A 14157-nucleotide genomic window follows, 5' to 3' on the forward strand; every position below is an offset into this window, starting at 1 on the left:
GCCCGGTTGCCCGAGGGACTCCGTCCCTCGCTGCCAGAGGGACCTTCGGTCCCTCGCTGGAGTCGCTGGCGCCGATGGCGCCAGCGACGAGGTTGGGGAGGTGTGAGGCTGCGGTCCCGCGAGCGACCGACGGGAGCGAGCGGGAGCACGGAACTCGCAGCCCGCGCAGCGAACGGTGCGAGGTGCGAGCGAAGCGAGCACCTCGACTGGCGAGCGGCGAAGCCGCGAGCCGCGAGCGAGCAGGACCGTCTTCCGGCGGTGCTGTGCAGGGTAGGACTCAAAGGGGCAGCCGCGAGGCGGGCAGAGGCGTTCACGAGAGAGGAGCTCTCGTGAGCCAATCAGAACGCTTCGCGTTCTGATGACGACGCAAGCACCGCAGGAACGAGCACCGCGAGTGACGAGGAGCGTGGTTCGAAACGGCGGAGCCGTTTCGTCATCACGAGACGCCTTCGGCGTCTCGAACGACAGCGAGCGTGCGCCGTCCTCACGGCTGGGGCTTTGCAGGTCTTCACCACAGACACATCGATCACTTATAAATAGCCACCAGCACCACCACAATCTGACTTATAAACAACCGACCCACGGAAATAATTCACAGACTCCCAAAATCGCAGACCATCGCGTCTGTGCTGAACGATCGCGTGTGTCAGACGGCCAACTGCTGGGGATTCAACGAATCGACGTAACCGCTTTCCCGCGCGGCGCCCAGCATCGGACAGTGAGCGAACTCACGGACAGCGGCTCGGACGGGGGCCGAGCCGAGCCGTCGGCGCGAGCGCTCCTCCGCGAGGCGCTCGCGGGTGACAGCGAGGCGCTCGGCGTCGAGTTCGACCCGGAGACCGTCCCGCTCCCCGACGCCGACGTGCTCGACCGGCTCTCGCCGCCGGTCCGCCGCTGGTGGGTCTCGGAGTTCGCGGCGCACGTCGGCGAGAACGGCGGGCTGTTCACCCCGCCGCAGCGCGGCGCGATCCCCCGCGTCGACGCCGGCGAGAACTGCCTCGTCGCCGCGCCGACGGGGAGCGGGAAGACGCTCGCCGCCTTCACCGCGGTCCTCGACGACCTCTTCGCGCGCGACCGCGCCGGCGACCTCGACGACTCCGTCTACTGCCTGTACGTCTCCCCGCTGAAGTCGCTCGCGAACGATGTCGAGCGCAACCTCGAGGCCCCGCTCGCGGGGATCGCGGCGGAGATGGCGGCGGCGGACGGCGCAGAGGGAGGCGAAGGTGACGTGGGGGTGGCCGAAGGTGACGTGGAGGGGGCCGAAGGAGACGAAGGGGACGGCCCCGACCCCGGCGTCCGCCAGGCGATCCGCCACGGCGACACGAGCGAGGCGGACCGGCGGGCCATGCTGGAGGAGCCGCCCCACGTGCTCAACACCACGCCGGAGACGCTCGCGATCCTGCTCAACTCGCCGGAGTTCAAGGAGAAGCTCCGCACCGTCGAGTACGTCGTCGTCGACGAGATCCACGCGCTGGCGGGGAACAAGCGCGGCACCCACCTCTCGGTGTCGCTGGAGCGGCTGACCGAGCTCGCCGACGGCTCCCCGACCCGGATCGGCTGTTCCGCGACGGTCGAGCCCCTCGACGAGGTCGCCGACTTTCTCGTCGGCCGCGAGCGCGTCGCCGGCGAGGTCGGCGAGGCGGACGGCTTCGCTCCCCGCGACTGCGAGGTCGTGGACGCCCGGTTCGGCCGCGAGTTCGACCTGCGGCTCCGGACCCCGGCGGCCGACCTCATTCACACGCCCGACTCGGTCGTCACCGACCGCTTCTACGACGCGCTCCACGACCTGATCGCCGACCACGAGAACACGCTGGTGTTCGCGAACTCGCGGTCGGGCGCCGAGCGCACCCTCCGCGAGCTCCGCGAGCGGTTCGGCTACGACGAGACGGACTCGGGCTGTCACCACGGGAGCCTCGGCGAGACGCAGCGCCGCCGGATCGAGGAGGGGCTGAAGGCGGGGACGCTGGACGTGGTGACCACGTCGACGAGCCTCGAGCTCGGCATCGACATGCCGCATCTCGATCTGGTCGTGCAGGTGGGGTCGCCGAAGTCGGTCGCGGCGCTGCTCCAGCGCGTCGGGCGCGCGGGCCACAGCCCCGGCGAGACCGTGGAAGGGCGGGTGTTCGCGCTCGACCGCGACGAGCTCGCGGAGTGCGCGGCGATGCTCGCCCGCGCCGAGGAGGGGTTCGTCGACGGCGTGTCGCCGCCCGAGGGCGCCGCCGACGTGGCAGCCCAACACGTCTACGGGATGGCGATCAACCGGGTCCGGCCCGACCGTGAGATCCGCGAGGTGCTCAGGCGCGCGCACCCGTACCGCGAGTTCGGGACCCGCGAGTACGAGCGGCTCATGCGGTACCTCACCGGTGACCACGAGGGGCTGGCGGAGCGCAACGTCTATCCGAAGGTGTGGCGCGACGCGAACGACCCGCCGGGGGGCGAACACCATCACGAGGAGCATCCGGTCGGCGAGACGCTCGTCGGGAAGCGCGGCCGGCTCGCGCGGGTCATCTACATGACGAACGTCGGGACGATCCCCGACTCGTTCGGCTGCGACGTGGTCACCCGCGACGGCGACGCGGTCGGGACGCTCGACGAGAACTACCTCGACACGCTCGCGCCGGGCGACGTGTTCGCGCTGGGCGGCGAGCGGTTCGCGTTCCGCTACCGCCGCGGGTCGAAGGTGTACGTCGACCGGACGGACGAGCGCCCGACCGTGCCCACGTGGTACGCCGAGCGGCTCCCGCTGTCAGCCGATCTGGCGGCCGAGGTGCTCGCGTTCCAGGCCGACCTGCTCGACCGACTGGAGGACGGCGGCCCCCCCGCGGTCCGCGCGCGGCTGCGGGAGCTCCCGATCGACGGCAACTCGGTGCGGGCGATCGCCCGGACCTACGCCGAGCAGGTCGCGTACGCGGGCGCGGAAAGCGTGTCGACCCCGTCGCGGCTCGCCGTCGAGGAGGTGCTCGACCGCGACGCGTACAAGCGCCGGTTCCACGTCCATTCGACGTACGGCCGGCGGTTCAACGAGGGGGTCTCGCGGCTGGTCGCCGCCGAGTGCGCGGCCCGGACCGACGCCGAGCCGACGGTCGCGGTCGCCGACCGGGGGTTCAGCCTCGCGCTCCCGCTGAACCGCAAGGTCGACGTGGCCGGCGTCCTCCGCGATCTGGACCCCGAGACGGTCCGGGCGGACCTCCGGGCGGCGCTGCGGGGGACCGACCTCCTCCAGCGCTACTTCCGGATCAACGCGACGCGCTCGCTCATGATCCTCAAGCGGTACAAGGGACACGAGAAGTCGGCCGCCGAACAGCAGGTCTCCGCCGAGACGCTGCTCTCTCTGGCCGAGGGGCTCGACGACTTCGCGGTGATCGAGGAGACGTACCGCGAGCTGTTGAACGACCGGCTCGACGCCCCCCGGATCCGCGCGGTCGCCGAGCGGATCAGCGAGGGGGACCTCGCGGTCGTCGACCGGACGGTCGACTCTCCGACCCCGCTCGCGTTCGGGCTGGCGACGCTCGTCGACTCGGACGCGGTGCTCGCGGGCGACGAGTCGGCGGCGCTCCGGGCGTTCCACGACCGGGTGCGGGCGGCGATCGACGACTCCTAACCGCGCGGGCGGCGATCGACGACTCCTAAGGGCTCCCCGGCCGCGGCGGCTCCGGCGGGATCACCTCGGGGAGCCCATCGAGGAGCGACACCGTGTAGTGGAGGAACACGGCGAGCGCGACGACCGACAGGAGCAGTAAGAACAGCAGGATCATGCGCTCGTCGCTGCGCACGACCGCGCTAGCGTCGCCGGCGAAACGCCGAGCGTCCCCGAGCCGCTGCATGCGAACGGGTACGGCGCGCGCGGCATAAAATGGCGGGGCGAGGTGGAAAAGCGGAATGAGGCGGGACGGCTCAGTCGCTCTCGGCGGTCGGGGCCTGCGAGCGCGTCAGCGGCTCCCCGTCGACCGGCTCGTCCGGGTTCGCGTCGACCGCGGCCTCGCTGAGCCCCAGCTGGGCGTCGACGTCGGCGTCCTCGCGCACGTGGACGGTGCCGCGGTGGATCGCGATGGCGTCGGCGAGGTGGAGCCGGACCGCGTCGAGCAGCACGTCGGCCTCGAGGGGCTGCCCGCGGCGCTTGATCTCGTCGACGTCGGCGCTCGGAGGCACGTCGAAGGCGCGCTGGGCGATCACCGGCCCCTGGTCGAGGTCGGTGGTCACGTAGTGGGCGGTGACGCCGGCGATGCGGACGCCCGCGTCCTTCGCCTGCCGGTACGCCTCCGCGCCGGGGAACGCCGGCAGCAGCGAGGGGTGGACGTTGATGATCCGGCCCTCGTAGCGGAAGACGACCTCCGGCGAGAGGATGCGCATGTAGCGGGCCAACGCGATCAGGTCCACGTCGTACTCGGCCAGCAGATCGAGCAGGCGCCCCTCGTCGGTGTTGCCGTTGCCGTCGCCCACGTCGTAGAAGGGCTTGTCGTAGCGCTCCGCGAGCGACCGGAGGTCGCCGCGGTTGCCGATCACGACGGGGATCTCGGCCTCCTCGCCGTCGTCGGCGAGGTCGCCGTTGGCCTCGGCCTCTAGGAGGGCCTCGGGCGCGTGGGTCTCCTTGGTGACCAACAGCGCGATCCGGCGCGCGTCGCGGTCGCTCGGGAACCGGACCTGGATGTCCACGTCGAGCTCGCGGCCGAGCTCGGCGAGCGCGCGGCGGAGCTCGCCCCGCGAGGTCTCCAGCTCGGAGGCGTCCACGCGGGTTGTCATCCGGAAGACGCCCTCGCGGACCGCCTGGTCTAAGTCCTCGATGTTGATTCCCCGCTCGAACAGCAGGGAGGTGACCCGCGCGATGAGTCCGGTCTTGTCTCCTCCGACGACCGTGATCTCGGTCAGTTCGCGGGTCATGCGACGATCACCTCCGCGGGTTCGAACGGCTGCATACACCCCACCCAGAACGCGGAGGGGTTTGCCCCTTTCGCTCCGGGCCGACGCTGCCGCCCGCACGATCGACCGGTATATATCCACGAATGTGGATATAAAACGCGTTCCAAAACGGTTTTTACACACGACTCCGCACTACCGGACATGACGGCATACACCGCGACGGTGACGGTCCGCCTGAAGCGGGGCGTCCTCGATCCGGAGGCCGAGACGACCCAGCAGGCCCTCGAACGGCTCGGCTTCGAGCTCGAGGACCTCCGGTCGGCCGACCGGTTCGAGGTCGACCTCGACGCCGCCGACGCCGACGAGGCCGCCGACCGCGCCGACGAGATGGCCGAGCGGCTGCTCGCGAACCCGACGATCCACGACTACGAGGTCGCGGTCGCGGAGCGATGACGGTCTCTGTTATCCAATTTGGCGGGTCGAACTGCGACCGCGACGCGGTGCGCGCGCTCGACCACATCGGCGTCGACGCCGAGCGCGTCTGGCACGAGGACGGGCTCCCCGCCGACACCGAGGGGATCGTGATTCCGGGCGGGTTCTCCTACGGCGACTACCTGCGCGCCGGCGCGATGGCCGCCAGGTCCCCGATCATGGACGAAGTCCGAGACGCGGCCGACGACGGCGTCCCCGTGATCGGCGTCTGCAACGGCGCCCAGATCGGCTCGGAGTCCGGGCTCACCCCGGGCGCGTTCACCACCAACGCCTCCGCGCGCTTCCAGTGCGAGCCGGTCCACCTGCGCGTCGAGCGCGCGGACACCCCGTGGACCGCCGCCTACGACGAGGGCGACGTGATCGAGGTCCCCATCGCGCACGGCGAGGGGCGCTTCGAGATCAGCGAGGCCGCCCACGCCGACCTCGTCGCCGACGATCGCGTGCTCTTCCGCTACTGCGACGCCGACGGGAACGTCACCGACGCGGCCAACCCCAACGGCTCCACCGACAACGTCGCCGGCGTCCTCGGCGAGCGCGAGTCGGTCGCCGTGCTGATGCCACACCCCGAGCGCGCCACGCTCCCCGACCTCGGTCGGAGCACGGACGGGGCGGGGATCCTCGAAGCGTTCGCTTAGGCCCCGGCTCCGTCAGTCTCGTCCAGCTCGCTCCGCCTCGCGGGTTCGGTCCGGGTCGCCGCTTACCCTCGCGTTGACCCCCTCCCCGCTCTCGCGCTCCAGCTCTCGCTCCAGTTCCCGCTCGAACTCCGCCTCGGTGAGTTCGCCCTCGGCGTACCGACGCTGGAGGAGCTCGACCGGGCTCTCGTCGGGTTCGGCGTCCGCGCTCCCGTCGTCGCCCTGCGACGCGAGCGCGCGGATCCCGAGGACGCCGACCGCGGCCAGGGCCGCGACGGTAACGAGCATGAGGAGGGGGAAAACGAACATCCAGACCCCCATTCCGCCCATCATCCCGGCACCGCCCGTCATCGCCGAGCTCCCGATCATCGTCGGATCCCCCCGTCTCTGGGAACGGTCATGTGTGTCCGTTACACTGCTCCACATAAATACTCGCGGCGCGTTCGTGCGCCGCGAGAGACCGCCGCTCCGCGCGGGCGGCGAGTCGCGTCCGGTGTATGTCCGGGATCCGGTCGGGTACCGGGTGGTGATCGAAGCGCGGGAGTAGCGGAGACAGCGCTGACGTTTGTACTTTTAAGAGGACACGCATCCGACGTATCGGGAAGATGGACGAGGAGACGGTGTCGGACTACGTCGAACGCTCTCGGTCGCTCGTCGACTCGTCCCCGCAGATGGACGAGCAGAACACCCGAGCGCGGCTGATAGATCCGTTTATAAGGGACGTTCTCGGTTGGGACTTCTACTCGACGTCGATCGAGATGGAGTACTCGGTCCAGATGGGGTCGACGAAGAAGAAGGTCGACTACGCGCTGTTCGCCGACGGGTCGCCGGCGGTGTTCGTCGAAGCCAAGGGCTGTGACACGACCGTTTCCGAGTCGCACGCCGACCAGCTCCGGAGCTACATGCGCCAGGAGTGGGTCGACTGGGGGCTGCTCACGAACGGGAAGTCGTTCCACGTCTACCGACTCAAAAAGGACGGCGACAAGCCCGACGTGGAACTCCTCCGCCGTATCGAACTGGCCGATCTCACCGCGAACGACTGGCTCCTCGCGGCGCTGTCCGAGGAGTCGATCCGGTCTGGCGCGTCGACGGAGATCTACCAGCGCGTCGAGCGCCGCCGGAAGGCGATCGAGGCGCTCTCCGACGGGAAGTCGGAGATCGCCGAGGCGATCCGCGAAACCGTCGTCGACCGCGTCGGCGAGGTCGTCTCGCAGCCGGCGGAGTCGCTCTCGAAGACCTTCGTCGACGACCTGATCGCGGAGCTAGAAAGCGATCAGAACGACGGGCCCTCCGGCGCCGACGAACCCAGCCAACCGAATCCGTCGTCAGACCCCGCCAAAAGGACCGAAACTGACGATCAGTCCGGCACATACGTGGTTGAAATTGCTGATCACGGGGAGTCCGCCTCGTTCAGCGACGACAGCCAAGCCGATCTCATGGCGACCGTCGTGGATCACCTCATCAGGGAACACGGCTTGATCGACGCGTATGCCCCGCTTCCGTACGTCCCCGGGAAGAAAATCGCGATACTAAACGACGAACCGACCCACCCGTCGGGCGAAGAGATGCGACTGTACCGCGCGGTCGGCGGCGACTACTACCTGTACACCTCGCTGAACAAGGGGGACAAGAAGCGCCATCTCACCGACTTCGCCGACGCCTGCGGCGTCGACATCACCTTCGACGGCGAGTGGTGACGGGTCTGTCCCCGAACCGGTTCGCCACACCGAGCAACCCTCGCCCCGACGGCGCCGTTTAAGACCCCCGAGCGACAGGTGCGAGTATGAGCGAACAGCAGCCGCGGTCGGAGGGAGGATCCCCCCGAAACCGCGACGACGCGGACCGGTTCGCGGGCGAGAAGGACGAGGACTTACGGAGCAGAGACGTGACGGAGGGGGCCGACAAGGCCCCGCACCGCGCGATGTTCCGGGCGATGGGGTTCGACGACGAGGACCTCTCGTCGCCGATCATCGGCGTGCCGAACCCGGCGGCCGACATCACGCCGTGTAACGTCCACCTCGACGACGTGGCGGACGCGGCGATCGACGGGATCGACACCGCGGGCGGGATGCCGATCGAGTTCGGGACGATCACCATCTCCGACGCCATCTCGATGGGGACCGAGGGGATGAAGGCCTCCCTCATCTCTCGGGAGGTCATCGCGGACTCCGTCGAGCTCGTCTCCTTCGGCGAGCGGATGGACGCGCTGGTGACGGTCGCCGGCTGCGACAAGAACCTCCCCGGCATGCTGATGGCGTCGATCCGCACCGACCTCCCCTCCGTCTTCCTCTACGGCGGCTCGATCATGCCCGGCCAGCACGACGGCCGCGACGTGACCATCGTGCAGGTGTTCGAGGGCGTCGGCGCCTACGCCGAGGGCGACATGAGCGGCGAGGAGCTCGACGATCTGGAGCGCCACGCCTGTCCCGGCGCGGGCTCCTGCGGCGGGATGTTCACGGCGAACACGATGGCGTCCATCTCCGAGGCGCTCGGGATGGCGCCGCTCGGCTCCGCCTCCGCGCCCGCGGAAGACGAGGAGCGCTACGAGGTCGCCGAGCGCGCGGGCGAGCTCGCCTTGGAGTGCATCGAGCAGGACCGCCGCCCCTCCGACATCCTCTCGCGGAAGTCCTTCGAGAACGCGATCGCCCTACAGACCGCCATCGGCGGCTCCACGAACGGCGTGCTCCACCTGCTCGCGCTGGCCGCCGAGGCCGACGTGGACCTCTCGATCGAGGACTTCGACGAGATCTCGCGACGCACGCCGAAGATCGCGGACCTGCAGCCCGGCGGCAACAGCGTGATGAACGACCTCCACGAGGTCGGCGGCGTGCCGGTCGTGCTCCGCCGCCTGCTGGAGGCCGACCTGCTCCACGGCGACGCGATGACCGTGACGGGGCGGACACTCGAAGAGGAGATCGCTGAGCTGGAAGACTCGGGCGAACTCCCGGACGATTCGGAGATCGAGGCGGACTTCCTCTACACCGTCGACGACCCCAAGGAGGAAGAGGGAGCCATCAAGATCCTCAAGGGGAACCTCGCGCCCAACGGCTCGGTGCTGAAGGTGACCGGCGACGACGAGTTCTACCACGAGGGGCCGGCCCGCGTGTTCGAGAACGAGGAGGACGCGATGGAGTACGTCCAGTCCGGCGCGGTCGACTCCGGCGACGTGATCGTGATCCGCAACGAGGGGCCGACCGGCGGCCCCGGCATGCGCGAGATGCTCGGCGTCACCGCCGCCGTCGTCGGCGCGGGCCACGAGGACGACGTGGCGCTCCTGACGGACGGCCGCTTCTCCGGGGCGACCCGCGGCCCGATGATCGGCCACGTCGCGCCCGAGGCGGCCGACGGCGGCCCGATCGGCCTCATCGAGGACGGCGATCACGTCACCGTGGACATCCCCGAGCGCGACCTCGCGGTCGACCTCTCCGAGGAGGAGATCGCGGAGCGCCGCGAGGAGTGGGAGGCGCCGGAACCGCAGTACGAAGGCGGCATCCTCGCGAAGTACGCCCGCGACTTCGCCGGCGCGTCCGACGGTGCCGTGACGAATCCGCGGCTGACCCGCGATCTGTAAGAGACTGGAAGGACCGCCTCCGAGCGGTTATAAGCTGCGCGCCGTTTTCGACCCTCTCCGTCGCTCCTTACTCACCGGCCACCCCGCCGTCGGTGTGGGCCGTCCGGACCGATTCGGCGCGCCAGACGTTGCTCCGGCGGCCGGCGCGCGACAGTTCCATTTTGACCACCGACCCGACCGGGAGGTCCGCGACGCGCTCGCGCGCGTCCTCGTCGGCGTACTCGACGACGTGGTACGTCTCGTTGCGCGGATGTGCACGTACCGTGGTGCAATCGTGATCGTTCTGCTCGGAAATCACCGTGTATGCGTTTGGTCCCGACATCTTATCTCGTTATTCTTGGACATCCTACTTCAATACTCCGTATATTCACTACGGTCGTCGATCAGGTGGTAATACGAATATAAGGTGTTCACAAGCCGAACCGACGGCGGCGTTCGGTCTCGCGTTCGCGCCCGTCGACGCGGTCGCGTCAGCGTGACGACCGTCAGCGGACGACCGTCACCGGAGACGCCGACCCCCGGACGATCTTCTCGGCGATGTTGCCGACGAGGAGCCGGTCCGCGAGGCTCCCGCTGTGGCTGCCGATGACGACGACGTCGAACTCCTCGCTCGCGTCGACGACCGACCGCGCGGGGTGGCCGGCCATCACGTCCGTTTCGATCTCGATCCCGCTCTCCGCGGCGATCTCGCGGGCGCGTTCGAGCAGGTCGCTCGCCTGTTCCCGCGCCGCCTCCTCGGTGTCGTCGGCGAGCGCGAGCCCGGCCGCGCCGCCCATCATGGAGGAAGGCTGCCCCACCACGTGGAGCACGACGATCTCCGCGTCCGGGTGCGCCTCCAGCGCGAACCGGAGCGCGCGCTCCGCCATCTCCGACTCGTCCATCGGAACCAGCACGCGGGATATCATGGTCGCCCTTCGCCCGACGCACGGATAAGTGGTGTGTTCGCACGGATCAAACGTGCCCCGCCAGACCAGCACGCATATCTCCGCGGGTCACGCACCGTGAGGCATGGAATCCAGCCGGTCGGACGACGACCCCGTCGGCGTGGCGCTGTTCGTCGACGGGCCGAACGTGTTGCGGGAGGAGTTCGACGTCGACCTCGACGACGTGCGGGTCGCGGCGGAGGCGGAGGGGCAGCTCGTGACGACGCGGCTCTACCTCGACGAGCACGCGACGCCGGGCCTGATTCAGGCCGCGGAGGCCCGCGGCTTCGAAGTCGTCGTCACGAGCGGCGACGTCGATGTGAAGCTCGCGGTCGACGCCGCGCGCTTCGCGGCGGAGGGGCGGATGTCGACGCTCGCGATCGCCTCGCGAGACACCGACTTCAAGCCGGTCGTCGAGACCGCAAACGGCTACGGGATCCGGACGCTCGCGATCGCGCCCGGCGAGTTCGGCCGGTCCGACGCCCTCCGCAACGCCACGAACGACTCGGTGACGCTCGACGGCGACAGGGGCGGCGACGCGGACGGCGAGGGGAACGGCGCAGACGGGTCGTGATTTAACGCTCGCGGTCGTCTCGGACCGTTCGACGCGCCGCGATCCGTCCGAAGAGGAGCGCGCCGACCCCGCCGGTGGCGGCGGCGAGGCCGCCGAACCCCACGGCGGTCGGGAGGAGCCCCACCCGCGCGATCGCGGCGTCGACGCCGACGCGGACCCAGCCGAGGTTCGGGACGGCGAACAGCGCCTTGGCGGTGATCCAGTCCTCGCGGACGATCGGGGCGATCCCGGCGCTCTGGTCGTACTCGCCGTTGGCGTCACCGTAGGTGATGTACCCGTCGTAGGGGGCCGGACACCCCGCGATCGTCGCGCAGTCGCCGTCGAGCAGCGCGGGATCGGCCCGGTCGGTCCAGTCTTCGCCGGCGCTCACCGGGAAGGCGATCCGGTGGAGTATCGGCTTCTGGCCGTCGCTCGGCGGGTCGAACACGACCACGTCGCCGGCGCTCCCGAATCTGGTCGGCGCGCCCGGCTCCGCGGCGCCGACGAGCCCGCCCCACGGGAACCGGTCGGTGGACGTGACGATGACGAGGTCGCCGCGTTCGACCTCCGGAGCCATGCTCCCGCTCTCGACGGCGACGAACGGGGGCCACGCGCCCGCGACCGCGGCGACGACGACCGCGACCAGCAGCACCGCGGCGGCGGGCGCGAGCAGGCCGGAGAGGTTCCGCGTCACGTGCGGTACCGGGGGAGGAAACGGCTTGAGCCTGTCGGCGGGCGAGGGCGGACGAGGGCGTCGCGACCCCGCCCGAGAGGTGTCCGATGACAAGACCTTAGGTCGGGCCAAGCGACGGTTGGTCCATGACGGACCGACGCACCCCTCTCCACGAGATCCACGAGGAACGCGGCGCGAAATTCACCGACTTCGGCGGCTGGCAGATGCCGGTCGAGTTCGACTCGATCAGCGAGGAGCACGCGGCGGTCCGCGACTCGCTCGGCGTCTTCGACGTGTCGCACATGGGCGAGATCGAGGTGTCCGGGCCGGACGCGACGACGCTGATGAACCGCCTCACGACCAACGACGTGACCGCGCTCGACCCGGGCGACTCCCAGTACGCCGCGATCACGAACGCGGACGGCGTCATGCTCGACGACACCGTCGTCTACCGCCTTCCCGACGGGATCGAGGCGGGCGACGGCGCCGCCGCGCTCTCCGGGCTCGACCGCGACCTCGACGCCGGCGACGGCGACCCGGCGTACCTCTTCGTCCCCAACGCCGGCCACGACGAGCAGATGTACGACCGGTGGATCGACTACCGAGACGAGCAGGGGCTCGACGCCGCGGTCGAGAACGCGACCGACGACTGGGCGATGCTCGCGGTGCAGGGGCCGGACGCGGTCGACGCGGTCGACGACGCGACGCCCGCTGACCGGGTCGTCGGCCTCTCGAAGTTCGAGGCGACGGTCGCCGCCGTCGCCGGGGCCGACAGCTGGGTCGCCCGGACCGGCTACACCGGCGAGGACGGGTTCGAGGTGATGTGTCCCGCGGGCGACGCCGAGGCCGTCTGGGCGGCGTTCGTCGGCGAGGACGCCGGTGGACCGACCGCCCAGCCCTGCGGGCTCGGCGCGCGCGACACCCTCCGCACGGAGATGGGGTACCTCCTCTCCGGACAGGACTTCGACCCCGAGAGCGAGCCGCGGACCCCCTACGAGGCGCGGATCGGCTTCGTCGTGAAGCTCGACACGGAGTTCGTCGGCCGCGACGCCCTCGAGGCCCAGAAGGAGGAGGGCGTCGACGAGAAGTTCGTCGGCGTCCGCCTGCTCGAACGCGGCGTCCCCCGAAACGGCTACGCCGTCACCGACGGCGACCTCACGCGGGTCGGCCAGCTCACCTCCGGCACGATGAGCCCCACGCTCGACGAGCCGATCGGGTTGGGGTACCTCCACGAGCACTACACCGAGCCGGGCACCGAGGTGAGCGTCGTCGTGCGCGGCGACGAGAAGCGCGCCGAGGTCGTGATCCCGCCGTTCGTGGACCGGTAGGACCGGGGTCGGGAGTGGGTGATCGGATCGTCGGTGGCGATACAGTGTTTAAACCGGCCGTGAGCGACGGCAACGATCGCTTATAAAGAACGCGCGAGGGACGCCGCGAGCGCTTTTAATCGCGAGCGGCAGCGAGGCGCGAAGCGCCTCTGGAAGCCGGACGTAGTCCGGCGACGAGGCTGGGGAGGGGTGAGGTGCGGCCGCCGTGCGGGGTGGGACTCAAAGGGGCAGCCGCGAGGCGGGCGCAGGTGACGTAAGCACCGCAGCGAAAGAGCGAAAGCGACTGAGCGAGGAGCGCAACAAGCGTGCGCCCGCCTCGTGGCTGGGGCTTTGGAGATCTTCACCACAGACACATCGATCACGTATAAACACCCGACAGCAACACCTTTCGATCCCGTATAAATAGCTGATCAGCCAACGTACAATACTTACTCCCGCCGTCGATCGGGAAGCACTGTTCATCGATCGGTGGCCTCCGCGTGAACGCTCCGGAGCGCCATGTAGAGGTGCCAGTGGTCGACGTCGAGCAGGTCGGCGAGCGCTCGCACCGCGTCGAGGTATCGGTCGTACGCGTCGACCGTCATCGGCTCGGGGTACTGTTCGTCGAGGTCAACACCGATGTCTGCGTCGTCGGTCAGCGCGGCGACGACCGCCCACTCGCGCTCGCCGACGACGAGGTACTCGTCCGGGTCGAGGAACCACAGCAGCGCGGAGGCGACCTCGAGGTCGACGCCCGGAATCCCCGTGAGAGCGTCGAGCGCGCGGTGGTGGGGCGGAGAGCCCGCCTCCTCGTCCAGCGCGTCGACCGCGTCCCAGATCGCCCCCCGAAGCTCCCGGGGCTCCGCGTCGGACACCGCCGACTCGACCGCGCGGCGCGCCCCGTGGTCGATGTCGGTCACCGCCCGACGGAAGTACCAGCGGACGACCCACTCCACGTCGCGCTTGCCGTACTCGCCGCTCCGGAACGCCTCCGGGAGGGACTCGATCGCCTCCGCCTCGACCGGGTGGAAGGGGGCCGACTCCCGGTACGCCTCGACGCGGTCGGCGACCCGACCCTCGATATCGGCGAGCGAGCGGTCCATACCGGTCGAAGGGCACGAGTCGGCAAAACGGTTCGGCGGCCGCCTC

Annotated in this window: 14 protein-coding genes; 7 read left to right on the forward strand and 7 right to left on the reverse strand. The window is 69.9% G+C overall.

Annotated features, from left to right (window positions below):
* Window positions 1–718: 718 nt before the first annotated feature.
* On the forward strand, window positions 719–3601 hold the full coding sequence (locus CK500_RS04710; RefSeq protein WP_095636096.1) for an ATP-dependent helicase: 2883 nt from the start codon (window positions 719–721) through the stop codon (window positions 3599–3601).
* Between the two features lie 25 nt (window positions 3602–3626).
* On the opposite strand, the gene CK500_RS04715 is transcribed toward CK500_RS04710, so the two are convergent.
* Window positions 3627–3824, reverse strand: a complete 198-nt coding sequence (locus tag CK500_RS04715; RefSeq protein WP_095636097.1) for a hypothetical protein — start codon at window positions 3822–3824, stop codon at window positions 3627–3629.
* A 70-nt stretch (window positions 3825–3894) separates the two neighbouring features.
* Window positions 3895–4878: a formyltetrahydrofolate deformylase gene (locus CK500_RS04720; RefSeq protein ID WP_095636098.1), complete on the reverse strand. Its 984-nt coding sequence runs from the start codon at window positions 4876–4878 to the stop codon at window positions 3895–3897.
* A gap of 180 nt (window positions 4879–5058) precedes the next feature.
* Between CK500_RS04720 and purS the strand changes: the two genes are divergently transcribed.
* The gene (gene purS / locus CK500_RS04725) at window positions 5059–5310 is read left to right on the forward strand and encodes a phosphoribosylformylglycinamidine synthase subunit PurS (RefSeq protein WP_095636099.1); all 252 of its coding nucleotides are present in this window, start codon (window positions 5059–5061) and stop codon (window positions 5308–5310) included.
* Window positions 5307–5984 (forward strand): phosphoribosylformylglycinamidine synthase I, encoded by a 678-nt coding sequence (gene purQ / locus CK500_RS04730; RefSeq protein WP_095636100.1) that lies wholly within the window; start codon window positions 5307–5309, stop codon window positions 5982–5984. Before purS ends, purQ begins: the two co-directional genes overlap by 4 nt.
* Before the next feature lie 12 nt (window positions 5985–5996).
* On the opposite strand, the gene CK500_RS04735 is transcribed toward purQ, so the two are convergent.
* The gene (locus tag CK500_RS04735) at window positions 5997–6350 is read right to left on the reverse strand and encodes an SHOCT domain-containing protein (RefSeq protein ID WP_233138744.1); all 354 of its coding nucleotides are present in this window, start codon (window positions 6348–6350) and stop codon (window positions 5997–5999) included.
* 236 nt (window positions 6351–6586) lie between these two features.
* Between CK500_RS04735 and CK500_RS04740 the strand changes: the two genes are divergently transcribed.
* Window positions 6587–7678, forward strand: coding sequence for a type I restriction enzyme HsdR N-terminal domain-containing protein (locus CK500_RS04740; protein ID WP_095636101.1), 1092 nt, complete (start codon window positions 6587–6589; stop codon window positions 7676–7678).
* Between the two features lie 86 nt (window positions 7679–7764).
* Window positions 7765–9552: a dihydroxy-acid dehydratase gene (ilvD, locus tag CK500_RS04745; protein ID WP_095636102.1), complete on the forward strand. Its 1788-nt coding sequence runs from the start codon at window positions 7765–7767 to the stop codon at window positions 9550–9552.
* A 67-nt stretch (window positions 9553–9619) separates the two neighbouring features.
* Here ilvD and CK500_RS04750 read toward each other — a convergent pair whose 3' ends face one another.
* Complete coding sequence (locus tag CK500_RS04750; RefSeq protein WP_095636103.1) at window positions 9620–9874, reverse strand: hypothetical protein; 255 nt, start codon at window positions 9872–9874, stop codon at window positions 9620–9622.
* Window positions 9875–10037: 163 nt separating this feature from the next.
* Window positions 10038–10457, reverse strand: a complete 420-nt coding sequence (locus tag CK500_RS04755) for a universal stress protein (RefSeq protein ID WP_095636104.1) — start codon at window positions 10455–10457, stop codon at window positions 10038–10040.
* Window positions 10458–10560: 103 nt separating this feature from the next.
* Between CK500_RS04755 and CK500_RS04760 the strand changes: the two genes are divergently transcribed.
* Window positions 10561–11049 (forward strand): NYN domain-containing protein, encoded by a 489-nt coding sequence (locus CK500_RS04760; RefSeq protein ID WP_095636105.1) that lies wholly within the window; start codon window positions 10561–10563, stop codon window positions 11047–11049.
* Between the two features lies 1 nt (window position 11050).
* On the opposite strand, the gene CK500_RS04765 is transcribed toward CK500_RS04760, so the two are convergent.
* Complete coding sequence (locus CK500_RS04765) at window positions 11051–11722, reverse strand: S26 family signal peptidase (RefSeq protein WP_095636106.1); 672 nt, start codon at window positions 11720–11722, stop codon at window positions 11051–11053.
* Between the two features lie 125 nt (window positions 11723–11847).
* Between CK500_RS04765 and gcvT the strand changes: the two genes are divergently transcribed.
* Entirely contained in the window at window positions 11848–13029 is a 1182-nt protein-coding gene (gene gcvT / locus CK500_RS04770) for a glycine cleavage system aminomethyltransferase GcvT (RefSeq protein ID WP_095636107.1), read from the forward strand.
* Between the two features lie 458 nt (window positions 13030–13487).
* On the opposite strand, the gene CK500_RS04775 is transcribed toward gcvT, so the two are convergent.
* The gene (locus CK500_RS04775; protein ID WP_095636108.1) at window positions 13488–14111 is read right to left on the reverse strand and encodes a hypothetical protein; all 624 of its coding nucleotides are present in this window, start codon (window positions 14109–14111) and stop codon (window positions 13488–13490) included.
* Between the last annotated feature and the right edge of the window lie 46 nt (window positions 14112–14157).

Source organism: Halorubrum salipaludis (assembly GCF_002286985.1).
GTDB lineage: Archaea > Halobacteriota > Halobacteria > Halobacteriales > Haloferacaceae > Halorubrum > Halorubrum salipaludis.